Source organism: Rhodococcus opacus, assembly GCF_012396235.1.
Taxonomy (GTDB): domain Bacteria; phylum Actinomycetota; class Actinomycetes; order Mycobacteriales; family Mycobacteriaceae; genus Rhodococcus_F; species Rhodococcus_F opacus.
Genome location: NZ_JAAXPA010000023.1, coordinates 40,454 through 66,128, shown reverse-complemented (window position 1 = coordinate 66,128; position 25,675 = coordinate 40,454). Strand labels below are relative to the sequence as shown.

The 25,675-nt window shown below is 64.6% G+C and carries 19 protein-coding genes; 8 read left to right on the top strand and 11 right to left on the bottom strand.

The window, feature by feature from the left end:
* Positions 1-110: 110 nt before the first annotated feature.
* From HGB39_RS26340 to HGB39_RS26320, 5 genes are all read right to left on the bottom strand, one after another.
* A complete protein-coding gene (locus HGB39_RS26340) occupies positions 111-3,992 on the bottom strand; it encodes an Eco57I restriction-modification methylase domain-containing protein (protein ID WP_064079931.1) in 3,882 nt (1,293 codons plus the stop codon).
* Positions 3,989-6,802 carry a DUF8741 domain-containing protein gene (locus tag HGB39_RS26335; RefSeq protein WP_064079932.1) on the bottom strand — a complete coding sequence of 938 codons (2,814 nt, stop codon included), beginning with the start codon at positions 6,800-6,802 and terminating at the stop codon, positions 3,989-3,991. Before HGB39_RS26335 ends, HGB39_RS26340 begins: the two co-directional genes overlap by 4 nt.
* Positions 6,803-6,806: 4 nt before the next feature.
* Positions 6,807-11,990 carry a DEAD/DEAH box helicase gene (locus tag HGB39_RS26330; RefSeq protein WP_064079933.1) on the bottom strand — a complete coding sequence of 1,728 codons (5,184 nt, stop codon included), beginning with the start codon at positions 11,988-11,990 and terminating at the stop codon, positions 6,807-6,809.
* Between the two features lie 402 nt (positions 11,991-12,392).
* The gene (locus tag HGB39_RS26325; protein ID WP_064079934.1) at positions 12,393-13,490 is read right to left on the bottom strand and encodes a CHAT domain-containing protein; all 1,098 of its coding nucleotides are present in this window, start codon (positions 13,488-13,490) and stop codon (positions 12,393-12,395) included.
* Positions 13,491-13,545: 55 nt separating this feature from the next.
* Positions 13,546-13,788 carry a hypothetical protein gene (locus HGB39_RS26320; RefSeq protein WP_162276223.1) on the bottom strand — a complete coding sequence of 81 codons (243 nt, stop codon included), beginning with the start codon at positions 13,786-13,788 and terminating at the stop codon, positions 13,546-13,548.
* A gap of 390 nt (positions 13,789-14,178) precedes the next feature.
* Here HGB39_RS26320 and HGB39_RS26315 point away from each other — a divergent pair, with 390 nt between their 5' ends.
* A complete protein-coding gene (locus HGB39_RS26315) occupies positions 14,179-14,457 on the top strand; it encodes a hypothetical protein (RefSeq protein ID WP_064079935.1) in 279 nt (92 codons plus the stop codon).
* A gap of 86 nt (positions 14,458-14,543) precedes the next feature.
* Here the strand turns inward: HGB39_RS26315 and HGB39_RS26310 are convergent, their stop codons facing one another.
* The 4 genes from HGB39_RS26310 to HGB39_RS26295 all read right to left on the bottom strand — a co-directional run bounded on the left by HGB39_RS26310 (position 14,544) and on the right by HGB39_RS26295 (position 16,450).
* Positions 14,544-14,861, bottom strand: coding sequence for a hypothetical protein (locus tag HGB39_RS26310; protein ID WP_064079936.1), 318 nt, complete (start codon positions 14,859-14,861; stop codon positions 14,544-14,546).
* An 803-nt stretch (positions 14,862-15,664) separates the two neighbouring features.
* Positions 15,665-16,063: a hypothetical protein gene (locus HGB39_RS26305; protein ID WP_155755966.1), complete on the bottom strand. Its 399-nt coding sequence runs from the start codon at positions 16,061-16,063 to the stop codon at positions 15,665-15,667.
* The gene (locus tag HGB39_RS26300) at positions 16,060-16,230 is read right to left on the bottom strand and encodes a hypothetical protein (RefSeq protein ID WP_168442960.1); all 171 of its coding nucleotides are present in this window, start codon (positions 16,228-16,230) and stop codon (positions 16,060-16,062) included. The genes HGB39_RS26305 and HGB39_RS26300 overlap by 4 nt, the downstream gene beginning before the upstream one ends.
* Before the next feature lie 40 nt (positions 16,231-16,270).
* Entirely contained in the window at positions 16,271-16,450 is a 180-nt protein-coding gene (locus HGB39_RS26295; RefSeq protein ID WP_064079937.1) for a YegP family protein, read from the bottom strand.
* 236 nt (positions 16,451-16,686) lie between these two features.
* Here HGB39_RS26295 and HGB39_RS26290 point away from each other — a divergent pair, with 236 nt between their 5' ends.
* Positions 16,687-16,884, top strand: coding sequence for a hypothetical protein (locus tag HGB39_RS26290; RefSeq protein WP_064079938.1), 198 nt, complete (start codon positions 16,687-16,689; stop codon positions 16,882-16,884).
* 205 nt (positions 16,885-17,089) lie between these two features.
* Here HGB39_RS26290 and HGB39_RS26285 read toward each other — a convergent pair whose 3' ends face one another.
* Complete coding sequence (locus HGB39_RS26285; RefSeq protein WP_211281110.1) at positions 17,090-18,430, bottom strand: zinc-ribbon domain-containing protein; 1,341 nt, start codon at positions 18,428-18,430, stop codon at positions 17,090-17,092.
* Positions 18,431-19,041: 611 nt separating this feature from the next.
* On the opposite strand from HGB39_RS26285, the gene HGB39_RS26280 reads away from it, so the two are divergent.
* The gene (locus HGB39_RS26280) at positions 19,042-19,389 is read left to right on the top strand and encodes a histone-like nucleoid-structuring protein Lsr2 (RefSeq protein ID WP_064079940.1); all 348 of its coding nucleotides are present in this window, start codon (positions 19,042-19,044) and stop codon (positions 19,387-19,389) included.
* 202 nt (positions 19,390-19,591) lie between these two features.
* Positions 19,592-20,344, top strand: coding sequence for an SOS response-associated peptidase (locus HGB39_RS26275; protein ID WP_064079941.1), 753 nt, complete (start codon positions 19,592-19,594; stop codon positions 20,342-20,344).
* Between the two features lie 269 nt (positions 20,345-20,613).
* Here HGB39_RS26275 and HGB39_RS26270 read toward each other — a convergent pair whose 3' ends face one another.
* Positions 20,614-21,588 carry an ATP-dependent DNA ligase gene (locus HGB39_RS26270; protein ID WP_064079942.1) on the bottom strand — a complete coding sequence of 325 codons (975 nt, stop codon included), beginning with the start codon at positions 21,586-21,588 and terminating at the stop codon, positions 20,614-20,616.
* 1,564 nt (positions 21,589-23,152) lie between these two features.
* Between HGB39_RS26270 and imuA' the strand changes: the two genes are divergently transcribed.
* The 4 genes from imuA' to HGB39_RS26250 all read left to right on the top strand — a co-directional run bounded on the left by imuA' (position 23,153) and on the right by HGB39_RS26250 (position 25,613).
* Complete coding sequence (imuA', locus tag HGB39_RS26265; protein ID WP_064079943.1) at positions 23,153-23,944, top strand: DnaE2-dependent mutagenesis accessory factor ImuA'; 792 nt, start codon at positions 23,153-23,155, stop codon at positions 23,942-23,944.
* Complete coding sequence (locus HGB39_RS26260) at positions 23,944-24,276, top strand: hypothetical protein (RefSeq protein WP_210752987.1); 333 nt, start codon at positions 23,944-23,946, stop codon at positions 24,274-24,276. Before imuA' ends, HGB39_RS26260 begins: the two co-directional genes overlap by 1 nt.
* Before the next feature lie 385 nt (positions 24,277-24,661).
* The gene (locus tag HGB39_RS26255) at positions 24,662-25,138 is read left to right on the top strand and encodes a hypothetical protein (RefSeq protein WP_064079945.1); all 477 of its coding nucleotides are present in this window, start codon (positions 24,662-24,664) and stop codon (positions 25,136-25,138) included.
* 43 nt (positions 25,139-25,181) lie between these two features.
* Positions 25,182-25,613, top strand: coding sequence for a hypothetical protein (locus HGB39_RS26250; RefSeq protein ID WP_064079946.1), 432 nt, complete (start codon positions 25,182-25,184; stop codon positions 25,611-25,613).
* Positions 25,614-25,675: the final 62 nt, after the last annotated feature.

The window sequence follows — 25,675 nt, the reverse complement described above, 5'->3', positions numbered from 1 at the left end:
CGGTCTCGATGATCCGATGGGCTAACTCCTCTACGGCGGGCGCACCTTCCCTGCCCAGCGTTGCAACAGTCTCAATGCTCATCGGGATGATCCTTCCTTCATCCACTGCCTCACACCTCGCCTGAGACGGTGTCGAAGGGTGATTGGTATGTGACGCCCGTTCGCTCGGCCTCGGCCACCGCGTCGTAAATCTCTAGGATCATTCGCTTCGTGCGGTACTCGCCATGCGCCGCAAAGTCTCTGCGCTTCACAATCGAGAACGTCTCCATTATGTAATCCACGTCGTCACGGGCGACACCGTAAAGATGGAAAAATGCGGCGTCGACCCAGGCTCTGGCAATCTCGCGGTTGGCGTTATCTGTTTTTTCATCTGCTAAATATCTTGACAAATTTATAATGTATTCTTTTTTGTCGGCAAGTGACGTAACTGGGATTGTCGGGAGCTGTTTCAAAACGAAAAAATTCATCGCCGGGTTGCCCAATTTCTGGCGGGCGACGTAATCAAACACGAATGAATTCCAGACTGCCGATAATACTTCGGCATCCTGTGGAACAAACGCTATTGCAAACATATTACTTGCCGCCGAACGCGGAAAAATGCAGCTAATCATTGTTCGTTCATTCGTGGTATTGGTTATGACCCGGTACCCGAGAAGCCGTTCATTTTTAGTCCACTTGCCTAACTTGGAGTTGACGTCTGTCTCTCGAACCCAGTAGCGGGGGATGGGCATTACTTCAGGATCCCGTGACTCTTCCTCGGATAATTCGTGAATGGATCCATCGGTGTCGTGTGTGGCCCATTTACTATTGAATTGATGGATCATTCGTCCTTCGTACAGCGGAAGCATGCGCTCATTCTTACGGCTGAAGACATTGCCCTTCAAGATCCAGTCGTCCGACTCTAACTCGACACGTGTGTGGAACAAGTCGGAGTCATTCGACATGTGAAACATAGTCGTCAATTTCACATCCCAGGGGTTTCCCCTTGGATCGTCGTCACGGATCAGAACGGGCACCCGCTTGTAGATTCCGAGTGTTATCTCGGCGTCGCGTCGTGATCGGAAAATTGGGCAGGTGCCTGTATTGGGGTTGAGAAGGGTAATCTCCTCCGGGGTTAGCGCGAAACGTACGTCAGGCCGCTGGAGGTCCGAAGGTTCAGTTGCATAGAACGCGAAGTCAGCTGCGGATTCGCGGAGATCGCGTCCGGTCAGCGTCAGCAGGCAAAACTTGAAATTATTGTGTACACCCACGAACAATGGCTTCCGGTTCTCGAAGTCATACAGGCCTGCGATGGAGCCGCGTATGACCAGGTCCTTGAAGAAGTGCTGGGTGGTGGCGTCGGTGGCGATGCCGGTGGGGAGGATGACTCCGAGGCGACCCCTCCCGGCGAGCAGGTTGCGGTCGGCTTCGGCGAACACCGCGTAGGTATTGATGTCTCCGCGTCCAGTCAGCGGGTATCGGCCGGAGTTGCGCAGCAGGTGTGACACGCCTTCCGCCTGCCGCCGGGCAGCGAGGAATTCCTCATGGAGCCGAGGGTTGGTCTCGATCAGCGTGGTGATCATCCGTTTGCGTGCAGCCGCGTTCGGGGCCGTCGCCACGTGTGGGTCGCGGGCGGCGAAGAACTCCAGTTCCTGTAGCTTCACCCGCTCCCACGGGGGATTGCCGATGATGACGGTGAAGCCTCCGGCCCATCCGGTGGTCGGGTTGACGGTGTCGTCGCCGTCGGGGCTGGTGGGGAACAGGTGGGGGAATTCCAGGTGCCAGTGGAAGAACCGGTACTCGCCGGCCAGTTGTTCGACCTGCTCACGCTGCTGGTGCGAGAGGATCTCTGGTCGTTCGGCGAGCTCCGTCAATGTGCGGTGGGTGATTGGTGGGGGAGCGTCGGGTGTTTTGGGCCAGACGAAGGCGGCGCACCAGGTGTCGGCGACCAGGCGTTGGTGGCGGTAGGCGTGCGACTCGGTGTAGGCGCGTAGCCGTTGACGCTGCACGTGGACGTCGCTAAGCGACAGAGACTGTCCACCGACCACCTGCCCGAGATCCTCGGCAAGTGCGTGGTTGGTGGCGGTCAGCTCTTCGCGTTCGAACAGGCTTCCCTGGTCGTTGCGTTCGGCCTTGTTCTGTTTGGCCAGCGACGCGGCGAACTTTTTGTCGTCGCCTTCGATGGGTTTGAACGCCTCATCGGGTATCCCGTCGGCGAGCACGGCTGGTGTGGCACCGATCAATGCGTTGCCGACTTTGACTTGCGCGTCGAGGAAGGCGAGCGGTCGGCCGGGTTCGAGTGCCTCGAGCCACAGTGACACCTTGGCCAGCTCGGCGGCGAGGGGATTGACGTCGACCCCGTAGACGCAGTGGGCGACCACGTCGAGCATTGCCGACCGCACCTGCTCGGGCGGCGGTTCGGGGTCCCCGGTGCGCACCGCCGCAACGCGTTTGGCGATCCGGCGGGCTGCCCCGACGAGGAAATGTCCCGATCCACAGGCCGGGTCGCACACCGTAACCTGCAACAGGGCGGCTTCGGGGTCGGCGGCTTTCGAGGCCTCGTCGAGAACGGGATCCAGCGCGGTGTCGAGCAGACTCTCGACGAGGGAGGTCGGGGTGTAGTAGGAGCCGGTGTCCTTGCGTTGATTGCCGGAGGAGATTCCGAGTTCGTAGTTTTTGGTGGCCGGATTCCAGGAGGGCACGAATTCGAGCAGCGATTCGTAGATGCTGCCGAGCTCTTCGGCCCCGAGGTTGCGGTAGTCGACGATCCGGCGGATACCGGAACCGGGCTCGCGCATCTGAGACAGTGATCGGACCGCGGCGAGCAGGTCCCGATTGCTCAGGGATTGATCGAGCAGGAAGTCGAGTTCGCCGGGTTCGAACAGTCCGCCGATGCCGGGCAGGCCGAGCGCGGGGAGTCCGGTTTCGGATCCGAGGCCGCGCCACACCAGGGCCTGCGCTTCCCATTTGTCGCTGTGCCGGCCGCCGCTGCGTCGCCGGGCAACGGCCCGCAGCCGGGCGGTGGAGAAGTAGGTCAGGTAACGCTGACGGGTCTGCGGGTCGGCGTGCGGGTCCAGCAGGGCGCCACGATCCTCGGCGACGAAGGTGAACAGCAGCCGGTACACCACCCGCAGCAAACCGTGGTGGACGTCGGAGACGGTGACCGTGCCGTCCGCGAGATCGCCGCGTAGTGCGGCGTTGTCCGGGTGGCCGAGGAAGCCGGTGCCGAGCGTCTGCAGTGCCTGGACGACACCGTCGCGCAGCAGGTTCAGGGCGCGGGATCCGCTTGCGACCGAGGTCAGCCGCCACTGTTCGAGCCAGCAGGAGGCCGTCCCGATCTGCGGGTCACGGACCTCGAGACGGGACTGGTGGCACAAGGTGAACAGCAGCAGGAAATCGGAGAACAGGTCGCCGTCGAAGATCGCTTCGAGATCGAACTCGACGTACGATGCCCCCACCAACGAGGTGGAGTCGCGCAGCAGGCGCAGGACGTTGCCGTTGGACAGGATCGCCCACAGGTGCTGGTCGGAGCGGTTGAGCAACTCCTGGACCATCGACTGCGGTGAGGCGCCCGAGGCTCCGGCGACGCCGGGGGTGCGCCGGTCCAGTTCGATGCGCGCACCCAGCAGATGGATGGGCACGTTCTGCCAGGAGTGCGAGATCGCGAACGGGTGGCCCTCGACGGACAGTCCGCCCGCCGGTGTGGTGGGAATGCGCCCGTATCCGAGTTGGTCGAACAGCGGCAGGGTGAACCGTTCGCGGGTCAAGGTGGTCGCCCGGTCGGTGTCGGGCAATTTGTTCAGTGCGTCGCGATAGTTCACCCACGCGCCGCGCAGATACGCCCACACTCGGTTGGCGGCGTCGCGGACGGATTCACCGGCGGCGAGGTGGTAGTCGGTCGAGGTGAGTGAGTCGCCGTCGAGGTCTGTGCCGGTGGAGAGCCTCGCGAGCAGGTCGGCGGGGATGAGGCCGCCCTGGATGCGGACCCCAACGAACGTCGATTCGGTACTCACGAGGCACTCCTGACAGGGGGTATGAACACGAACACTCCCAAGATGTCGGCGGCCGGTTCCACCGTCACCTTCAGCCCGCGCCGGATCTCCCCGGAGGCCTGACGGACGCGTCGGTGCGAAGCCAGCATCCGGGCGGCGAGTTCTTCACCGTGCGACTGCAGGTGGGGACGCACCGCGGGTAGCCCATCGAGACTGCGTTCGATGAACTGTGCCGCCTGGGTCTGCGGCACGTTGCCCGACGCAGTCGCGGTCAGCAACGGTGTCGTGCACTCGTCGTCGAGCCACGTCGCCGAGGCCGGTGCCCCCTCGAACGCGAGGGTGGCGACGTCCTCGGCTACCAACTGTTTCGTGCCCGAGCGGGACGGCAGCTCGAGGTGAAATCGGTACCGCACCACCAGCAGCGTGGTGCGGGTGGTGACCGCGGCGGTGCGCACCACCGCGCAACGGCGCGCGGGCCGCAACGACGGATCGAGAGAAGCATCGAGCGCCGACTGCAGCACGAAGTCCGCGACGGCTTCGACGGAGTCGTCGGTGCGGTGCAGCACCGCCTCACCACGGCGGACCGGGAGATCGTCGGCGAAGACCAGCGGATCCTTCCGGTCAGGTGGAAGCGCGTCACGCAATCCCAACGGAAGCGGGGTGAGGGTGGCGGTGAACCCATCGGTGCGATCGGTGACGGTCGATCCCAGCGACCGCAGGCTCTGCGCCACAAACGATTTCACCTCGGCGTGTGTGCCGAGTCCGGCGCGCATCGACTCGAGTTCGCCGGCTACCTCTTCCGGTTTGATCGCGTGCTGGGCGTATTTGGTTAGCGCTTTGCGTTCGCGTTCGGCGGCGCTGTCCCACTCGATGTACAGGCTCTGCTGTTTTTCCTGCACGCCGAGGTCGAGGCTGAGCTGTTCGGCGTCGCGGCCCCTCAGCAGCAGCCCCTCCATCAGGGCCTGGACGACGGCTTCGCTGTTGTCGGGCACCGGTACCGAGACGCCGGTGGCTTTGCGGATCGCCTCGTGTTTGCGTAGCAGCACTTCCAGGACGATGCCGTCGATCTGGTTGTCGCGCCCGTAGAGGGTGACCGCGCGGACCACCGGTGCGCGCTGCCCGAATCGGTCGACGCGGCCTTCGCGCTGTTCGTGGCGGGTGGGGTTCCACGCCAGGTCGTAGTGCACCACGGCCTGGAAGTGTTCTTGTAGGTTGACGCCCTCGGAGAGACAGTCCGTCGCGACCAGGACATGACGTCCTTCCACTCGTCCCAGCTCCTCGATGCGGGCAAGGCGTTCCTCCGGGGGAAGAACTCCGGTCACCGAGCGCACGGTGGCGCTGCGACCGAGGGCGGCGGTCAGCTGCTCGCCGACGTAGTCGGCGGTGTCGATGAAGCGGCAGAACACGATCGGGTCGAACCCATCGGCGAGCAGGCCCTTGACGGTGGTGACGAGTTGTTGCACCTTCGTGTCCGGTTTTCCTTCGAGTTTTTCGGCGGCTTTGAGGAATCCGCGGAGTTTGCGGGTCGTGGCGTCGGCGGTGGTGTCGGAGGTGTCGGCGCCGGGGGTGGAGTCGGCGGAGTCCACGGCGTCGTCGTCGGCGTGGTCCATGACGATCGCGCGCCCGATCGCATCGGCTTCTGTGGTCGAGCCCGCCGCTGCGGACGCGGCCCGGGTGCGCAGCGTCTGGGCGGCTGCGCGCGGCGACGAGGCGAGTGCGCGCAGCAGGGCCAGGGCGGACCACCAGTTCACTCGCTGAGTGACACCGTCTCCCGTGCGTACCGTCTCCCGGGCGTAGTCGAGGACCTTGTCGAATAACTCCCGGTACTGCGGGCTCAGCAGGTAGGGCTGTTCCTTGGTGTTGCGGTCCTTCGGGAACGGGGTTTCCTGGTCGAGGTAGTGGCGGATGTCGGCGCGGCGCCGCTGAACGAAGTGGCGGGCCAGGGTCTCCCGGCCGCGTTTGTGGTCGAGGTCGACCGTCGCCAATTCCGGGTCGAGCAGGCCCAGGAGGTTGCGGAACGCTTCTTCCTTGCCGCTGTGCGGTGTCGCGCTGACCAGGAGCAGGTGCCGCGACCGGTCCGCGGCGAGGTCACGCACCAGCTCGTAGCGCTGGGTGCGGCCGGAGCCGCCGAGCGTCGACTCGGTGACACAGGTGTGCACCTCGTCGACGATGACGAGATCCGGGCAGGTGCGTAGGAACTCGAACCGTCGCCGGGAACTCTTGATGAAGTCGGTGGAGACGACGGTGACGGGGTGACGTTCGAAGATCGACTCCGAACCGATGCGGCCGCGTTCGAGGCGTTTGACGGTGCTCGGCAACACCAGTTCCGCTTCCAATCCGAATTTTTCTCGAAGCTCGGATTGCCACTGTTCGGCCAGCGCGGGGCTGCACAGCACAGTCAGGCCCGAAGCATCACCGACCTCGAGGAGCTCCTTGGCGATGAGCGCGGCCTCGACGGTCTTACCGATACCGACGTCGTCGGAGATCAGCAACCGGACCACGTCCTGGCGCATCGCCATCATCAGCGGCACCAGCTGGTAGGCGCGGGGCTCGACGTTGATCGACCCGAGGCTGCGGAACGGCCCTACGGTGGACCGGAATCCGATCCGTAACGCGTCGCGCAGCAGCCGGGCACTGTGCTGATCACCCAGATCCTGTGGGGTCGGCGGCGGGAACGTCGCCGGGCTCACCCCTTCGCTGAGGAGGACCCCGGCGATGTCGTCGTCGGCACCCCCCAGGGGGCGCAACACGAGGAAGTCGTCGGTGCTGTCGGGCAGTACCACCCACTCGCGTCCGCGAGCGCTCACGAGGTTGCCTGGTGCGTAAGCCACTTCTTTACATCCTTCCTTTACCGAACACGTCGGTGTTGCGGCGCAGCAGTGCAAGCCAGTCCTGATCGTGCCGGAACCGCAATACCGACCAGCCCGCGTCGAGGAGGCGGTCTTCGGCCGCGGTGTCGCGTTCGCGGGCGGAGTCGTCGTCGTGGACCGGGCCGTCGACGAAGATCGCCGTGGAGTAGTCGGCGTCGCGGTACACGAAGTCCGGTCGCACGCTCGCGTCGGCGATCAGCGTCTGGGCGGCATCGGGCATGCGGAATCCGTGTTCGGCGAGCAGGTCGATGAACGCGTGCTCGAGCGTCGAGGTGCATTGGCGGCGCAGATCATCGACCTGGTCGCCGCGACTGACCCCCGATCCGGCGGAGATGGTGGTGGCGGCGGCGAACCGCATCAGCAGATCGCGGACGGCGTGCCGGTTGATGCGCTCGTGCTGGTACTGGTTGCCGTACGAGAGTAAGCAGTCGTAGCAGGCGCGTTCGCAGCGTTCGCGGGCGCCGGCGGCGTGTCCGAGGTCCGCACCGGTGTCGGGGTCGAAGTGGGCGATCGCGAGGGCCGTGCGGGCGGCGACGGCCAGGGCGTCGGCCTCGGACTGCAGCCGGCGCAGCACCCCGGCGCCGCCCTCCGCCGATTCGGTGAACAGCATCCGGCCGTGGCCCGCGGTGTCGGGTAATTCCTCGCTCGACAGTTCGGAATCTTCGAGCTCGAACGCCGCTTCGATGCCGCGCTCGAGCGCGTAACGCAGGCTGACCGCGATTTCCTCGTCGACGGGGTCGGCAAGGCGGAGCACGGCGATGTTGCGGGTGTCCTCGACGAACGGGATCACCTTCTGTTTGGTCGACACCTGGGACGCATCGTCGAGGTTCTCGTCCTGGGGGGCGGCGTCGTCGGCCTTGTGGTCGGCCAGCCACCGACCGGTCACGGTGTCGAGGAGGTAACCGAGCTGGCTGGGATCCTTGCGCCGGCGACGACCGACGTTGGTGACGCGGACCGTCGCGGTGTCGCCGTAGGACAAGGTTGCCAGTGGCGCGTTACGGGCACTGACCTCGGCGTCGAGGCGACCCGAGCGCAGCCCGTGGTCGCTGAATCGGAACGAGGTCTCGAGCTCGAATCCGGCGCGGCGGCGTTCTTCCTCGTCACTCGAGATCCGTTCGCGGCGGCGGGTGAACACCGTTTGCAGGCGCATTAACCCGTACTGGGGTGCCCCCAGATCGGTGCCGCAATGCTCACAGGTGTCCAGGCCGGGACGCCGGACATGGTGGTAGCCGCAGGCCGCGCAGCGGCGGGCCTCCTGCAGGTCCACCGACCCGACCCCCTCGGCGGCCATCGGTACCTGTACACGGTTGACCTCATAGCGTGCGCCCTCGTGGTAGATCAGCGCACCCGGGCCGAATTCGCTGATCGCCAGGAATCGCGGCCGCTGCAGATAGTCCCCGCCGTCCCCGGCCGGTCCGCTGCTGCGCGTGCCGGGGATGTAGGCGGCCAGCGGCAGCCGGGGGAAGCTGTAGCCGGGCAGGAAGCCTTCCGACGCGAAGTAGCGGTAGGTGTAGAAGTCCGAGTGGCCGCGATCGGAATCCTCGTTGCGCAGGATCCGGAGCTGGCTCTCGGACTCGCGGCGCCGTGACTCGGCCGCTCGGCGGGCACCGTGCGAGACACTGTTGTCGAGCACGATGCGGTTCTGCTCCTTCTGATCTGCTGTGGCCGCCCGGTACAGTTCACGCCACCGGTCACATGCACGGTCAAAAGCTTCTGGGGCGCTTCGGATCACGTCCGCCACCCAGGTCGGTGTCCACCACGACGTGCCGCTCAGCAGATCCAGCAACGGTGCCACCACCGCCTCTGCACGGCGCGTCGCTCTCCGAAGCGCATCCGGATCGGCCAGTGCCCGCCGCACATCCTCGCGGAGCGGCATCGCCAGGTCCTCGCCGACATCGAGGAGCTGGATCATCCGGGATTCGAGGCTGCGACTGGTCTCGGCGAGCCAGATCGCGTGCAGGTGCGAGACCAACAGGGCCTCGTTGGTCAGGTCGAGTCTGGGTGCGGCGACAGCACCGGCGACCATGTCCGCCGAGCGGCGGAAATAGTACTGGTCGTGGGCGTTGCCGGTGGCGCAGTAAGTGACCACCAACGCCGGTTGCCCCGACCGTCCGGCGCGGCCGCTGCGCTGGGCGTAGTTAGCCGGGGTCGGGGGCGTGTTGCGCAGGGCGACCGCATTCAGATCGGCGATGTCGACACCGAGTTCCATGGTGGGTGAGCAGTACATCAGCGGCAGATCACCCGCACGGAAGTCGTGTTCGCGCAGCTCACGGTCCCGCGTGGAGACCTGGGCGGTGTGCTCGGCGGCGTGCAGCGCACGTAGTTGCGGTGCGATGGTCGAATACAGATCCCGGAAGAACACGTTGACCCGGGCGCCCTGCTCGGCGTCCACCTGTTTACGCAGCGGGTCACGGGCGCCGGTCTGACCGTCGCCGGCCTGCCAGATCACCGCCGAGGCCTTGAGCCGGTAGCCCGGTCCGCCCCGATCTGCGCCGACCACCTCGGTCAGCAGGCCGGCCTTCTCGAGGATGCGCAGGATGTCCTCGATGACGCGTTGACTGTCGGCGGCATCGAGCTTGCCGTCGACCTGTCGCAACTGCCCTGGCTGGCGCAGATAACGGCCCAACGCCGACCGCGCTGTCAACCGAATATCCGAACGCGGACTGTGGGCCTTGCCCGGCGAGGTGAACGCGGTGCCGACCGCGGGAAGTGTTTCGCGGTAGGGCAGCGACCACAGCCCCTGCAAATGCTGACTGGACTGGCGGCGCAACCGTTCGAACCCGTCCTCGGTGAGGCAGTCGACATCTATAGCCAGGCCGCGGCGGAACTCGTCGAGGACGATCCGGCAGATCTCCTCACGGTGGCCCGCGGAGATGATCCGCAGTGGCTCGTACGCGGTGGACCACAACCCGTCGTCGGCGGCGATCTCGGCGATCGACTCGTAGTCGATGCGCAGCAGACCCGTCTGTTCGAGATTGGGCATGGTGACCCGCCAGCCGCGCTGCAAGTCGGTATAGATGCGGTATTCGATCAGATCCTGAAACGCCCGTTCGGCCGCCTTGCGGGCCCCGTACACCGCCTCGGGATTGGCGGCATAATCGGCAAACTCGAGACCGAGCGTGGCTACGACCAGTTGCCCGATATCCGCGTGCGTCACACCGTCACGGTGTGCACACAACGCCTGGAAGAGTGCACCACGCAGTTGGGTGATCGAGACGAAGTCGTTGAAATGCCCGGCCTGCAGGCTGGCGTCTTGGCGGTTGTCGACGAACGTGAGAAGTTTGCGAGCAGTGCGGGAGAGTTCCTCCTCCGGGACCTGTTTGAGGGCGCGGACGATGCTGGCGCTGATGACCGAGACCGCCGAGCTTCGCCCCTCGGCGTCCAGGGTGGCGAGTTTGGCGAAATCCTGGCCGCGGATCTGCTCGTACGAGGTGCGGCAGCGGAGGCAGAACGTGAAGGGAGCGGGAACGAACGCCGCCTCCGTTCCCCCGGAATTGGCCTCCATGCCGGTGGCGTCCACCCGGATCCGCCGCGGCAGGTACTTGCGGCGGTTGTCGACGATGTCGCCGCCCTCCACCCAGGAGTCGGGCAGGCGCCCCTCTTTTTCGGGCTCGAAGGGCCAGGGATGCTCCTCCGAGATGTAGAGGTAGCCGTTGGCGAAGTCTCCACCGCTGGCGTCGCGGTCGCGGCGGGCACCGAATGTGACACCGCCGGTGTGCTCGCGGCGGGAGACGACGAGATATTCCTGGCCGCATTCGCGGCAAAAGGCCAGCGGCATCAGAAGGTGTTCGGGGCGGCCGGGAACGGCGACCTGATAGGTGGACGTGATGTGCCGGTCGCGTTCGTTCTCGATCGAGACGTGGACGGTATCGCCCTTCGACAGGAACTGATGCAGCCGGAAGGCGAATAACGGTCGGCTGGCTCCCGGAGGCGAGACCCGCGATCCCGCGAGCAGCGTGGCCCGGATCGCCCGCTCACACTCGTCCACCGTCAACGCGGTGTGTTCCGCCAGGCGGGCGGCGGCCTCACCCACCCGAATCGGATCTTGGCGGATGAGCCGGCCCGTCACAGGTTCCGTCGCGAGACCGAACGTGGTCTCCACCCACGCCGCGAGAGGCGAATTGGTCAGCGACTCGTAGCCGCCGCGGGCGCCGCCGCCGCGGACCTCGCCCCGAAGCTTCTCGAGGTCGTCGAATACCCCGGTCGTTGCGCGGTCCAACGTCTCCCCGATGACTCGATCCGGGGTCACTTCGGCCCCGAAGAGCTCGGTTGCGACCGCGGCGATCACCCTCACCTGATCCGCACGGCTGCCCCCACTGGCCATGGTGGCCGACGTCCCGACGCACTGAAGGTTCGGCGACTGGCAGGCATCACGCACCCGGCGTACCAACATCGCGACATCGGCGCCCTGACGGCCCCGGTAGGTGTGCAGCTCGTCGAGAACCAAAAACTGAAGGTCCCGGGCGGCGTTGACCAGTCGCCTGCGCTCGTCGGGCCGGGTGAGCACCAGTTCGAGCATCACGTAGTTGGTGAGCAGGATGTCCGGCGGATCCGCCAGGATGCGGTCGCGTTCCTCGCCCCGTTCCTGACCGGTGTACCGGGCAAAGGTCACCGGTTCGTTGCCCGGGCCGTAGCCGTGCCGCAGGAACTTCTCCAGCTCACCGACCTGACTGTTGGCCAGGGCGTTCATCGGGTACACGATGATCGCCTTGACACCTTTCGGGCGGTCCGAACGGGTCGAGCCCGACCGGAGAATGCGGTCGACGATCGGCACGATGTAGGCAAGGGATTTTCCGGACCCGGTGCCCGTGGTCAGCACGTAACTGTTACCCGACGCGGCCACCTCCACCGCGTCGCGCTGGTGACGGTGCAGCGTGATGCCCATCGAACCGGTGTCCTCGATCGAACGCTTGACCCTGAAGATGCGTTCGCATTCCGCATGCAAAAGCCCTTCGGAGACCAGGTCACCGACGGTGCCACCGGACGCGAAGGTCGGGTTCAGCGACAACCACGGCTCCGGCCACTGCTCGCCGCGTGCGAGATCGTCCTCGACGTGTTGCTTGATACGGGGATCGCGGACATCAACAGCGGCAGTGGTGAAGGATCGGTAGTCCGCGATCAACTGCTCATGGATACCGAAGACGTCCATTTCGTCCCTTCCGATTGTCCCTCGCTGACCATATCGGGGCGAGAACAAATAACGTGACAGGGACGAACCCGGTCCTCAAGCAAATCGACGGATCAAACTTCTATACTGTGCGCCCCGCGCCAGAGTGGTGTACATCGCCGAACGGGACAGTCCGCTGAGTCCCACGAACCCCGCGGCGCCTTGCCCGACTCGTAGTCCGCGGTGCCTGTGTCCCCAGCCACCGCATTCCCATGATCAAGCGCCCTGACTGTACCGATTCCTCTCGCACGGCAAGCGGAAGGCGCGCAGCTTGTCATTCATATGAATTACATTCGGTCTCTGTCTATCTCGTTAGATTCCTGCGATCCGCAGTGTGCGAATTAGAAGGGCGTAGCCGGTGTACTGCTCCCAGGGGGCTGACCTTTAGTTGTCCGTGGGTGGTTCCACGAGCACCAGGTGCGCCGGGTTTACATCGTCGCGTGTGCGGATCTGTGGCAAGTCGGAATCATCCAGCGAGGCAGCGAGCATTGCGACCTTTGCTTGCTCGACCGCGGTAGCTACCGATTGGGCCGAAGCTATCCCGGAATAGAATCGGGCGGCGAAGGTGATTGCGCTCGTATCGTTGATCGAGCTGGACATTGCGATAACGGTCGGCACCGTGCGCAACAGATCGTCAGCGCCAGCAAGGCTTTCACAGGCGTTGAGAACGAGAAGTTTTGGTGGTTCGTCGGTCGCTCCAAGTATCCGTGCCAGCAGGGTGAAACCTAGTTCGTCGCCACCCTCGGTTCCTTTGTCGTTCTCCATCAACAGTCCGAGTGTCGAGGCATGGCCGGAAAAGTGCACAACGTGCGGACGATGGTCGTTGAGGCCTTCGAGTAGATCCATGCTGGTGGCAGCAGGGAGGTGTTCCACAGTTACCAGATCGCGGAACTTCGACCGCTTGAGCATGTCCTTGACCTGTCGGACCTCGGTGTCTACGCGAAGCCAGACGCCGTTGACCTCCACTGTGCCGTCGGGATGCGCGATCGTTATCTCGACCGATTCCGGATTGGCTGTCAGGTACAGAACTCGGAGCGGCTCCGGTTTGGGTGGAGTCAATGCGACATAGCGGATAGTCGTTGTCTGCGAGCTTGCGAGGCGGCTCACCTCGCGCGCGTGGTCCTTCTCGTCTTTTCTGCGCCGGTCGGTATCACGATCTTGCTGGCGTTGTGCCGTGTTCTCAGCAGATTGGAGGGAGGCACGTTTGGTTGCGAGACTCTTACCGTTGGCGGCGATCTTTTTCTTAACCTCGCCAGCCTTCTTTGTTGCGTCATTCGCTTTCTTCTGCTCGCGATTGGCAGCTGACAGAGCCGTTCGTCGTGTCGAATCAGATTTTGTGCGCTCGGCTTCAGTGATCTTCTTGTGGGCGGCCGCCGTTGCCTTGCGAGCCGTCTCCTGATGAGCGGCTAAATCCATTACGAGACCGGAGCCTTTGCTTTCTAGATTCGCGATCTCTCGCCGCAATGAATCTGCCCGTGCCATGGTGACCTCCCTTGTTTCGGTCACTATGTCACGGCGACCCGACAACTCCGGGCACCTAGTCGTGTCTGAAAGCCGCCGCCACGGCGTGGAGTCGGCATAAGAATATCGGCAGTCGAGAAGGGTGAGGACGTCGCGGATGCGGGGCTGACAACTCCAGCACATCATCCCTGTGCAGCAGCCCGACACGATCGGGAACCTTGCCGCCGTGCTGGGCCAGCGCCACGTCCACGGTGTGCAGCGAGTCTCGGTGGGGCTTTCGAGAGCCGCTTTCCGCCAGCCCGGCCTGATCGTTGATCATGTTTAACCTCGTGATGCCGCGTTTGCGGTTCGGTTGAAGCCGCGGCCCCCGTACCGCAACGGGTACTCGAGTCTTCTGAACATCACGCTGTACGCCGCCGCTGACACAGGGCCGCGCGGCAGCTACCCGGACGTGTCTGACCAGCGCAGCGTGGGCACGCCCCGCCTGAGGTGAAGGACGGTGCCGGGCACCTGACGGTGCTGGCCGAGCTGCCGCGGTGCCGTCGAGATCTAGGTGCGGAGTACCCGCAGAACGCGGGTGACGCCTCGGCGGGCGTCGTTGGCTCGTCGGCCGCCGTAGAACTCTTGGATGCCTGCTTCGGTACCAGTGGCTGCGACATCCGTCATGCTTATGCTCCGGATCTGCCGTCGAGTGGAAGGTGAGGACGAAATGGCTGAGGGGAAGCGCGCGGAGAAGTCGGTGCTCCCCGCGGTGGCCGTGGGTGCCCGGGTCCGGGTTCGCCGGCGGGCGGAACCGGCGGTGACCGGTGAAGTCGTCGCGGACTACGCCGAACTGACCGATACGGAAGAACGCGGGCACGACTGGGCGCCGGTGCGCCGGTGGGCTGTCGCCCTCGACGATGGCCGCCTGGTTTTCGCCGATACCGCTGACCTCATCGTCGAGCCCGGCACACGGAAATCCGGGCCGGGGGCAAACCCGAATGGCTGAGGGCCAGCCGAGGGCGGTGTTTTCCGGTGTCGATGCTGAGGTGAAACGCTTTCCCTACGGTGGCGAGTCTGGTTGCGGTGGTCGGGTCATTTCACGGTCACGCTCCCGTTGAAGAAGAACGGTGCTTGGTTACCGAAGCAGAAGACGGTCACGTTGGACGCTTTCGTGAAGCCGCTCAGCTTGCCTACACCTGCGGCGAAGGCGCCGGTCTTGAAATTGAACCCCGAGTCGAATCCGAAGCAGGTCCAGCTTTCCCCGGCCGGCACGGTGACAGTGACTTCACCTGAACCGGTTGCTCCGACGCTCAGTGCCGGCACCGCAGTTGCGGTACCCGTCCCGAGCGCGAGCGCGGGAGCAATGACGGCCGACGCGAGGGCCGTGCGCACTGCGATTTTCCTCTTCATCGTGCTCACCTCATCCTTGAGAGTCCCGACTCCTGTAGCGAACGGGAGGGTGGTGAACAGGCGGTCACCGTCACGTCGAGCCCACCGTCGAAGCTTACGAACCCGTTCGGCTCATTCACGAGATCACCGATCCCGCTTACCTACGTATCGCACGGAGGAGCGCCTTACGTTTCATAAATGCTGGAATTGAACTCGATCTCCATTTGAACGAAAGTCCATTTCATTTCAATTGGACGACTGATCAAGAGAAGAAAATGGTATCTGATCAGAAGAAGTGAATTCCGGCGTGATTGAGGGTAGGGAGAGGGCTTTATTCGGCAGGGAAGATAGCTTCGACTGCTTCCCCTTTTCCGGTGTCGTAGCGCGACGGGCGACATCAATGACTCCGCGGCACGTAGCCAGTCGTTGCCGAGCGGACGGGAGGGGGGTGGCACCCTCGGGTCTTCCTGTTTCCGAGGCCACCCGCGGAACCCGGGGTGAGGGTCGGTCACCGAGGGCTCGCGGATGACGAGCGGCTCTCGGGTCGGGAGGGGCAGCCGGCGCGAGAGCCTGCACTGTGTGCGAGGCCGTCGACCCCGCGCGCAGTGTTCCTGAGGGATACCCGCGAGAAATCGCTTCACTCCTAGGCTCCGCTGGTGTCGGCGGTACCCGCTGGTTAGGCTCACCGGCTGCGGGATCGTGTCGTGGGTTCGGTCGCGGTGTGCCGGGTGTGCAGGTTGTCAGCGCTGATTTGCGACGGTCCTTGCGTGGAGGCGCGGGATGCTGGCCGGGGCGCATCGTCGCTGCCGGTGCTGGTCTGCACTTCAGCTGTCCTGCGGGGTGTGACAGCGCGGTCCGGTGATCGGGTTGGAACGGGTGCGATCCGGGCAAGCGTCGCGTGGGGCACCGAGCAGGTTGTTGCCTGCCCCCGGATGCGGTGACCGCAGCGGGACAGCTCGAGGACGGAGATGGGAGGTAGCGATGAGTAGACCACTGAACGGCCGCGGTGCCAATGATGATCCGCGGGGTGTGGAGCCCGGGGCCGACGGGCGTCCGGTGGCGGTCGAGGAGCAGCGGGTGGTGACCAAGCCGGCGCGCACCAGCGCGGCCGCCGCCTTCGCGCTCGCGTTCGGGGTGGCGGCCTTCGTGTGTGTGCTGATCGTGATTCTTTTCCCGACAACGTCGAGATCCCGCAACCCGGACAGTGAGGGCGACTGGCTCATCCGAGCAGCGGGCGGTATTCGCGGAGGTGGAGCAGTGCGCGGACGTATCCGGCTTCTGCCGCCGCGGTGACCTCGTCGAGGCGGCCGAGTTCGGTCGGCCCGGCCGTGTCGGGGTCGAGGTGCAATTGTTCGGCAACCCAGCGCCGGATGGAGTCATGGGTGGTCATACGCTCACCGTCCTCGGGCGGAAGGTGCGAGTCCTCTGTGTTAGGTCAGGTCCTCGGTGGCGGCTGTTGCCGCATTGGCTTTGATGGATGCAATTCCATTCTGCGCCGCCGCCTTCGAGGTGTAGCCCTGACTGGCCGCGATGATCTCACCGTTGGCGGCCTTGAGATGAAACCGGAACTGTCCGGCGGTGTCCTTGAACAGCTCAAACTTCGCCGTCATCGCCCCTCCTCGGGATGGTCTTCGGTGGTCGCGGACAACGCTCACGGTAAGCCCACCGATCACACGTCGGCAGCCGAACGAACGACTCTCGCTCGCACGGCGCTCCAAGGGTGTCCTCCTCGCGTCCACATCCCGTCCCGGCAGGCCCAGGTGGTAGCAAACGCGCCGAGTATCGGGTAGCCCAGCCCCGGCGGCTAGGTCGGCAACGCTCGCAGTGAGTCGGGCAAGATGTCTGCATGACCCTCGATCAGCAGGTAGAGGAACTGCGCGAGCAGCTGAACGCGCTGTCCCGGCGAGTGCTTGCGGTGACGGAAGCGGCTGGCGAGCAGGACAAGCCCGACGTTGTCGATGCGCTTGCCGATGTGACCCGGTACCTCAACGACGCCGCTGCGATTCTCTGGGACGACCAGTGGTACCCGCTCATAAGCACCTGAGATGACGATTCGAGCGCGTTGACGTGATGACAGCAGTGCCTGGACGCGATCACTGTTCTGCTCGGAAGTCCCAGCCGCTACCGAAACGAGTCGTTGTGGGGACAGGTTTGCCTATCGCGCGACTACGTCCTCGGTATGCGGATCAACCCCCACCGGCCGTTGTTCCGATCGGTCCTATCCGTCCGCCGACCTGACGACATCGGCATTATGACGCCGTGCGAGGAAGTGGGATGGGAGCGGATCGCCACGGTGGCAAACGGATGCGATGCTCCGACTCCCTCCCACCACGTTCGACCTCACCTTCGATGACGCCATGCGCAAGGGGATTCGGTGTATGCAGCGGGTCGGGCCTACCGATGAGAGGGTGATCGGGAACGGGTTCACCGAGAATGGCCAGACCGCCGCGGTGCAGGGTCATTCCGGTGATCGATCCGACCAACACGATGGTCTTGTCGAAGACGATGAGGATGATCGTCGAGGCAGCGACGTGATCGGCACGCAGCTTCCACACCCCGCGTCCGCGCTCCCACAACTCCGGCGGCGTGAGACCGGGGGCGTACCCGAGGTGTGTCCGGCCCAGGGGGTCGTCGGGTTCGGCGGGGCGGGATTCGGCGAGCGTGACCCGGACGGCGGTGATGCGCGGTGGGTGCTGCTTCGGGCGGAAGCCCCGCAGCTCGGACGACGCCCCGCTCTCGCGGTCCCGGGGAAGATGGGTGAACGGGGGATAGTGCCGGTCGGCGAGGTTGACCGTGGGCAGCTCCCCGGTCGCGGTGAAGCGTTGTTGCTCGCAGAACTGCAGGCGCCGCTCGATATCGCCGTCCAGGGGCGTGTCGAGGATGTCGAAGCCGAGCTTCTTCAGCGCCCAACCGATCTCGCTGTCATGCCCGCCGGGAAGATACGTGTGACGGAAATGGCCGGCATCTTCCGGTACGGCCGCGTGCATCTCCTCCCGGCAGCTGGGCGGCAGCGCGTCGAGGATGCGCAGCATGCACGCACCGAGCAGGCCCCCGGTCGGGTAGCTGGGCGCGGGTCGATGCTCCACGGCCGCGATGGCGACGTACACGCTGACCATCCGCACGAAGTACGCCTCCACCAGGGGAAAGATCTGATCCCACCACTCGACTGTGTCGGCCGCCGTGGCGCAGAACAGGGCGTAGTGGGGACTGTCGTCGAGGATGCGGACCGCGGCGGCCGCCGAGTCGTCGTGAGCGTAGAGGATCAGGCGTGCGTGCTCGGTGACCTCGCACTTGCGGCACGGGTCGGGAAGCACGCGGAAGGTGGATTCGCTGGGCTGGAACCGCCGGTGGCCGCAACTGTGCACGATGGCGCCGGGAGCGACGCAGTACAGGCAGGCGTGCAGGTCCCCGTTCTTCCACGCAGCGGGCGAGCGCCTTTGCAGCGGGGTTTCGCGCCACTCGTGCCCGGCAGGGCAGCGCCACCACAGCATCTCGTGGGACGAGTTCGTGGTCGAGTCGAGATCGACCCCGGTATTGCGGGTCGGATGTAGCTGGCGAAACAGTTCTGGGTGCTTCTCTTTGAAACGCACACGCCCCCCTCAAGGCTCACTCTTGGTGTATCAACACTCTCGGGCACCACCGGCACCGTCGCCACTGGGATCGCGTGCCCGGGGGCCGCTACGCCGGCCAGGCCATGAATCCGGTGACGAACGTTCCCAGCCGCCGAGGAGCACCGGGCCTTCGTTGCTCATGTTCATCCGGCCGACCACACCCGTGGACGAGATGGACCCGACCAGGGCGGCGATCCCGCCCAGCATCATCAGAAAGCCGGCCCCGAGCCGAGGAACTCGACGACACCTTCGATCGTCGGCAGCCTTGACTCCGTATCAGCAGGGGCGGATTCCAGGGCGCCGCCGTACAAGGCGGGGAAGTTCGTCATGACTGCGCACGTTAGACCAGATTCCGCAGGACGCAGGTGAGGATGGCGGCGGCCCTGACCAGCAGCGATGCCAGCGGGCATCGCTGAGCCTAACAAGACCGCCAACGCTCGGGCGTGTCGCAGCCGGTCCTACGGAGTGTCGCTGATGCGATCGGCTGTCCGGACGCCGCGTGTTTCCGGTGCCCTCCATCTGCCGCAGGCACCGGCGGCAGGTCAGTACTGTCATCTGGTTCGTACCGAAGACCTCGAGGAGTGAAATCTGTGGCACGCAAGGTCGTAGTAGAGCTGGTCGACGACATCGACGGCACCGTCTTCGGTGAGGACGGCGAGAGCATCCACTATGCCGTCGAGGGCGTCGAGTACGTGATCGACCTGAAGGACGAGCACGCGAAGGAACTCCGGGAGACCTTCGAGTACTACATCGCGCACTCCACCCGGGTCGGCGGCCGCAAGCACCGCACGGACCGGCCGGGCAACCCCACTGGCGGGAAGCGGCCGCGGGCCGAAACGAAGAAGATCCGCGCCTGGGCGCTCGAGCAGGGCTACGAGCTCTCGTCCCGCGGCCGTATCCCCACCGAGATCGAGCGGTGGTTTCACGACGCCCACTGAACGGTCTCACCCGACACGGGTGTCAGCTCCAGGAGTCCCACCACGACGAGTCTGTGGCCGACGATGGCGCGAGCCAGGGAAACCAGGAGGCGAGGGGCGAACATGGCGTCTTTGGGTCGTGGGCGGACTCCGTGTGCCGGCTTACCTGGTCTTATCAGGCATCCGGCAGGGGCTCGTCGGTGCGCCGTGGCACGCTATCGGTATGTGCGGTCGCTACGCATCGACGACGAGCCGGAACACACTGCTCGAGACCTTCGAGATCGACCCCGAGCGGGCCGACCCGGAGATGGCGCCGGACTACAACGTGGCGCCCACGAAGACCTCCCCGGTCGTGATCGCCCGCGTGCCGAAGGACACCGACGACGAGCAGCCCCACCGACAGTTGCGCAACCTCAAATGGGGTTTGACACCGTTCTGGGCGAAGGATCCGAAGATCGGCTCCCGCATGATCAATGCCCGCGCCGAGACCGTGCATGAGAAGCCCGCGTACAGGCAGTGTTTCAAGTCGAGACGCGGGATTGTGCCGGTGGCGGGGTTCTACGAGTGGTTCCCGACCGACGAGGTCGGAAAGTCCGGGAAACCGCTGAAACAACCGTATTTCATCCACCCGGCCGAGGGTGACATTCTGCCTCTGGCCAGCATCTTCGACTTCTGGCGCAACCCCGACGTCCCCGACGAGGACCCGGACGCCTGGCTGGTCACCTTCTCGGTGATCACGACCGAGGCCACCGACGACGTCGGGCACATTCACGACCGGATGCCGATGAGCGTGTCACCGGAGAACTGGGCGGACTGGCTCGACCCGACCAACACCGACGTCGACTACGCCCGCTCCCTGATGGCACCACCGGCGCCGGGCAGCCTGCAGACCTACCCGGTGTCCAAGGCCGTGAACAACGTCCGCAACAACGGCGCCGACCTGTTGAAGCCGATCACCGTCGAGGAAGCCCACTGACCACGGGGTGATCCCACGTGGGCCCCGTGCTCGGCGCCCCATAGAGGGTTGGAATACGACCACACCGCCCGCTGTTGAAGAGGCTGACGGTGGCGCGCATACCCCGGGTACCACACCAGAAAAGTCGCTGCGAGCGACCACTTGCCGAGAGGCGATATGGCGTCCCCGTCGCCCTGAACGGGGTAAGACCTGCACTGCGCAGCGTTCCCCGGGCAGGATGAGGAGCCGCTGACGCTGGGGAAGGTGTCGGCGGCTTTCCTCTGGCCTCCCTACAGGTCCTCCACCCGAACCGAGCGAAAATCGACGTCGAAGCGCCGGCCTTTCAGCGAGGGGTGCCGGAGCCCACCCGCCGTGTGTGCCCTGTAGGCGACGTCCACAACCAGCCGAGGAGTCAGCCACTGAACCCCAGGGAAGGTTTCCGCGGCCGCTGACGGGTCCGTGAGAGGGCTGCTAGGGCGTTCCAGCGGCCGGAAGTCCTCCCGGAGCTGTCGGCGCATCGACACCGTCAGTCCGGCAGAAACGGAACCCACCTGGACCAGACGATTCTCGGCGTCGTACGCTCCGAGGACCAGCGCCGCGACCGAACGACTCGAGCCGACGAAGCCGATCACCAAAACCGAACTGCGCGTGCGGATTGCATGCTTGACCCACGATCGGCTACGCTGGCCCGGAAGGTAGATCGACGCCGATCGTTTGGCCAAGATCCCTTCCATGCCAGCACTTTTGGCGGCATTCAGCATGATTTTGCTGCTCTGATTTTCCCAGTGCGGAGGGGCGGTGATGGGCAGGCCGCCGACCTTCTGGAGGATCGCATCCAGCTCGGACAGTTCTGCCCGCCGCTCCAGGTACGACGCGCTCATCAGGTCCAGGTTGTCGAGCGTAAGTACGTCAAAGGGTAGAAATGTCACAGGGATTCGGCGTTGCAGCGGCTTTGTCGCATGGGCTACACCCATTCTTCTCATGAGCAGTCCGAACGAGGGTTTGCCGTGATCGAGTACGACGACCTCGCCGTCGAGAACGATGCGGCCGCGGCCGCCGAACGCTGCTGTCAATGCCTCGGCGATCTCGGGATATGAGGGTGTCACCACGTTCATGTTGCGGGTCCACAGCACCGGTTCGTGGCCGCCGCCGACCGAGGCCAGCATCCGGCACCCGTCGTACTTCATCTCGAAACTCCATGGCCGTTCCGCCGTGTCGTCCGGGAGCGTGCCGGCCGTGGCCAGCATGGGCGCAATCAGCCGCATAGCCCCGATTGTGCCCGTGACCTGGGAGCTACGCAGGTAGAAGGCTCAGGAAAGCGCGTCGCCGGCGGCGCGCGATAGGTGCAGGGTCAGTGCCAGGAATTCCACCAGAGCACTATGGGCACCAGCCAGGGTGTCCACACCATCCAGCTGCCACCCAACCCGTACGGGGGGATCGGAATCACCGTCATCACCTCCGGGGTTAGTTGAATGGAAGCGACTGCCACCACCGCACTGCGTTCCCTAGCGCCATGATGGCGGCGGTGATCTCAGGGAAAGCGTAGAAAAACCCCAGGTCTAACATGACGAACTCCTTGGTCGGAAACGGGCTCAGTTGAATGGAAGCGCACCCCTCCTGCGCTGTGTATCGACCGCCGGAGGCGGATCGGTACAGCTACCCAATCGAGTGGGCCTGTAGGCGCAGGCCGAGTGATGGCGGATTCACCCCAGATCGCAAAGAGAAACAGGCCGCCACGCACCTGCCAATCCGCGGAACCCCGCAGATCAGGACCGTGATCAGATCACCGGTCTGGGCAGTGAGTGGCGACCCGTTGCTCGTCGCGGTTGCCAGAGTAGATCGTCCCTCCGACGATCAGGACTGCGCCGGGACGAGAAACTTCACCGCGGCGGGCTACCCACCTGTTCTATTCGATACCTGATCTGACGTACAAGCAGGCCAAAGCTCAGGCTGAGACGAATCCACGTTGTTCAGCGCTCAGGTAACGACAGTCAACCTAGCTCGATACACGTATCAGGTCGGGAGGCCGAAGGAGCACGTATGGGTGACCTGTACCCACCTCAGTTGGACTGGCTGCCAGCATGGGCGTACCCGCTGTACACAGGCGCGTGGGGCTTTGCCTGGCTGATCAGGAACGGCTACAACCCTCTCACCGGCTATCCCTGGTAAGTCCGACTTTAAGGAGTCTGCAATGCCTAACTCACCCTGGGACATTTTCCCGTACAACGTGTTCGCCTGGATAGGAACGATGATTAGGCCGTTCTTTGGCGGTGGATCATGATCGGCAACTTGCCAGACCTCTCCACATTGGTTCCCGTATGGGGATGGCTCAGCACACTGTGGAACGGATTCGCAGCACTATGGAATCCATTATGATCGGCAACTTGTTTGACCTGCCCTACATAATGTGGTTGGCACCGGGCATGGAAGTGTGGCACAACTTCGTGGACTGGTTCAATCAGTTCTAAGGAGCAATCATGAGTGGCAACGTGTGGGATCAGTGGGATCATTCAGGAATGATCGGCTTTGCCGCCAACTGGTTCATGAATGTCTGGCAGACCTTCTTTATGTAGCAACTGAATACTGAGTCTGATATGGCCTAGGACTAAAAAAATCCACAGTCCTAGGCCATTCCTATGCCTGAACAATTTATTAACCGGTATGTGGTCATTCCTCCAGTGCTTAAGACGCCGAAAGTGCAGGTCATCGGCGCACCTCGGCGGGTTCCCTCCGAGCCGAGGCATCAACAAGGTTACACCCGCTTCGAAAGTATGTTCGACTACACTGGTGGGTGGATCGGATCGGGTTAGGGATGTGAAGGCGGCGAGTATGAGCGAACTGCCTATCGCCTCGAACGGGCTCGCCAAAGCGGAGAAGCTCGACCAGCTACGGCGGAAGATGGCGGCGATTCCCGCCAGGTCCGAGGGCACCACACCGGCCATGCCGGCGGTGATGCTGCGGTCCGTCGATCAGCCGACACCGGTTGTGGCCACCGCTCAGACCACGCTGCGGACGCTTCCTGTGCCCTCTCCGATCGCGGAACTTCTCCCACGTAGAGGACTTGCACGCGGCACTGTGGCCAGCGTCGCTGGAACGTCGTCGGTGCTGGTCGGGCTCCTTGCCTCGGTCACTGCGGCCGGTTCGCACGCGGCCGTGATCGGAATGCCGGATCTGAGCCTGCTGGACGCGGTCGAACAGGGAGCTGACCTCTCCCGAATCGCGATCGTGCCCGCACCGAAGGACTCCGCGGTCGAGGTCGCCGCGATTCTTCTCGATGGCGTTGACCTCGTAATACTTGGGCTTTCGGGCGCGGCCGTGACCCCGTCGAGGGCGAGGGCGGTGGTGGCGCGGGCACGGTCGAAGGGCGCCGTCTTGCTGGTGACCGAGGGGCGCTGGGACGGGGTGGATCTGCGCATCGAGTCCCGAGTCGCTGGATACTCCGGTCTCGGCGAAGGGCACGGCCGCGTCACCGGGATACAACTCGACGTCGCGGCCGCCGGCAAAGGATTCCAACGGCGCACGCAGCGTATGGAGATCCGCAGCGACTCCGGTTCGGTGGCCTGGCGCACGGTCCCCGAGGTCCAGGCCACCGGACACGCCCCCTTGCGAGCTGCACTGTGATGAACACCGACAGCTGGACCGAACGATGGCCGGAGCACCCGGTCATCAGGACATTTGACCCGCCGCGGGCGGTCCAGGTGGACATCGGCAAGGCGCTGCCGCTCGGGCGTGGGGGCGCTGCGCGCGCCGATTACGTCAGCATGAGGGTGAAGAGTTCGTCGGTCTATCTGTCGGGTCTGCTGCCGGCGCTTCAAACGCATTGGTTCCAAATCCACGACGGACAGTGGTGCGCGGCGATCACCGTGTACGTCACCGACGCCGCGGGCACGAACAGCCTCGAGCTCGACATGGTCGTCACCGCCGACGCCATCAGCGAACCGCCCTCCGCCTAGCCGCCGAACGCGGGCCCCGTCCCGGATGAACCGGTGACGCGGCCGAACGCTGTCGTCTATCAGCTGGGGATCCGCCTGCCCGGCGGCCTGGCCACCTTCGGTGTCCTCCAAGCGGATGCTCCGCTGCGCTCCGCCCTGGTGAAGAGCGTTCTTGTTGTTCCCTTCTGGCCTTCCGAGTTTCGCCGGCGGTGACCTGCGCGCAACCGCCGACGCGGGGCGGCCTTCGGCTCCGAAAATTCTCTCCTCCGCAAGCTCCCCCGAGATTTTTCGGCTCGACAGTTGCACTCCGGCCCCCTCATACCGGCGCCCTCGCCCATGCCAGAAGGGCACAAAAAATGATCGGGCCGCCGCAGGTGGTCCGATTCCGACGAAAGGTTCCCGCTACATGGGCACACCGACAGCACCCGTCGCTCCCGCCGTGGAGACGTCAGAGGTACTCGACTACCGGCACTACGGAACCCTCGAGGAGATCTACCAACGGGAACTGATCCGACTGGCGGCGGTCGGCGTCGCCGATCCCGAGGTGACTTCGACCGGCGGCAACTGCTACGCCCTCACCGGCGACGCCGGTTACGCGCCCGACGGCCGATCGATCTACCTCCTTGCCACCACTAACGGCGATCCCGCTCTGACGACCGGTGAACCCATTACGAGCTGGGTTGTCGGCCTGTACGAGATACAGGGTGACTCAGTCGCCCTGGCAATGGGCGAGGCCAGCGTCGAGGCACTCGGCGACTCTCCCGATGCACTCGGCTGCGCAGTCATCCGCGCCCGTACGGCATTACACCAGTACACCGGCGGTGCACCGGCAGGGAAGGTCGCTCTCATCGGAGACCAGGGCGTGACCTGGATCCCCGCATAACCACCAAGACCGCACACCCATCACCGAAGGAGAACGAAAAACTATGTCGACGAACAGTTTCCAGGCTGGCGATCGCGTCATCATCGACCCCGTGGTCGCGAACAAGGACATGAAGGGGCGTGTTTTCGAGGTGGTTCGCCGGTTGAAGGTGAACTACGACGTCAAGCCACTCGACGGTGTCGGCCCCTTGGTGCGGGCGCAGCCGGAGGTGCTGTTACCCGCCCCCGCGGAACTGTTGGCGAAGCCGATCGTCGCGGTCGTGCCCTTGTCGACCGGCTCCACGGTCCGGGTGAAGCGAGCCCGCAATATCGATCCGACGACGCTGTTCGTGGTCCTCGCCAACGGCGCCAAGGTGAAGATCGCCGAGTCGGGCGGCGAAGACGGCCGGTACTGGAATGTGCCGCGGAGCGCGCTGGAGAAGGTGACGATCGACCTCGTCGCAGCCACGGCCAGTGCTCAGGTGGTCGAAGTCTGACGCAGGATCAGCCGATAGCGCGGCGCTCGGCAGGCTCATCCTGACCGCCGATCCGGCCGAAT

Bases quoted from the DNA above. Each gene is read 5' to 3' on its own strand.
- HGB39_RS26330 (WP_064079933.1), bottom strand. From the start codon at position 11,990: ATGGACGTCTTCGGTATCCATGAGCAGTTGATCGCGGACTACCGATCC.
- HGB39_RS26325 (WP_064079934.1), bottom strand. From the start codon at position 13,490: ATGGCACGGGCAGATTCATTGCGGCGAGAGATCGCGAATCTAGAAAGC.
- HGB39_RS26320 (WP_162276223.1), bottom strand. From the start codon at position 13,788: ATGATCAACGATCAGGCCGGGCTGGCGGAAAGCGGCTCTCGAAAGCCC.
- HGB39_RS26315 (WP_064079935.1), top strand. From the start codon at position 14,179: ATGGCTGAGGGGAAGCGCGCGGAGAAGTCGGTGCTCCCCGCGGTGGCC.
- HGB39_RS26310 (WP_064079936.1), bottom strand. From the start codon at position 14,861: ATGAAGAGGAAAATCGCAGTGCGCACGGCCCTCGCGTCGGCCGTCATT.
- HGB39_RS26305 (WP_155755966.1), bottom strand. From the start codon at position 16,063: ATGAGCCAGTCGCCCTCACTGTCCGGGTTGCGGGATCTCGACGTTGTC.
- HGB39_RS26300 (WP_168442960.1), bottom strand. From the start codon at position 16,230: ATGACCACCCATGACTCCATCCGGCGCTGGGTTGCCGAACAATTGCAC.
- HGB39_RS26295 (WP_064079937.1), bottom strand. From the start codon at position 16,450: ATGACGGCGAAGTTTGAGCTGTTCAAGGACACCGCCGGACAGTTCCGG.
- HGB39_RS26290 (WP_064079938.1), top strand. From the start codon at position 16,687: ATGACCCTCGATCAGCAGGTAGAGGAACTGCGCGAGCAGCTGAACGCG.
- HGB39_RS26275 (WP_064079941.1), top strand. From the start codon at position 19,592: ATGTGCGGTCGCTACGCATCGACGACGAGCCGGAACACACTGCTCGAG.
- HGB39_RS26270 (WP_064079942.1), bottom strand. From the start codon at position 21,588: ATGCGGCTGATTGCGCCCATGCTGGCCACGGCCGGCACGCTCCCGGAC.
- imuA' (WP_064079943.1), top strand. From the start codon at position 23,153: ATGAGCGAACTGCCTATCGCCTCGAACGGGCTCGCCAAAGCGGAGAAG.
- HGB39_RS26260 (WP_210752987.1), top strand. From the start codon at position 23,944: ATGAACACCGACAGCTGGACCGAACGATGGCCGGAGCACCCGGTCATC.
- HGB39_RS26255 (WP_064079945.1), top strand. From the start codon at position 24,662: ATGGGCACACCGACAGCACCCGTCGCTCCCGCCGTGGAGACGTCAGAG.
- HGB39_RS26250 (WP_064079946.1), top strand. From the start codon at position 25,182: ATGTCGACGAACAGTTTCCAGGCTGGCGATCGCGTCATCATCGACCCC.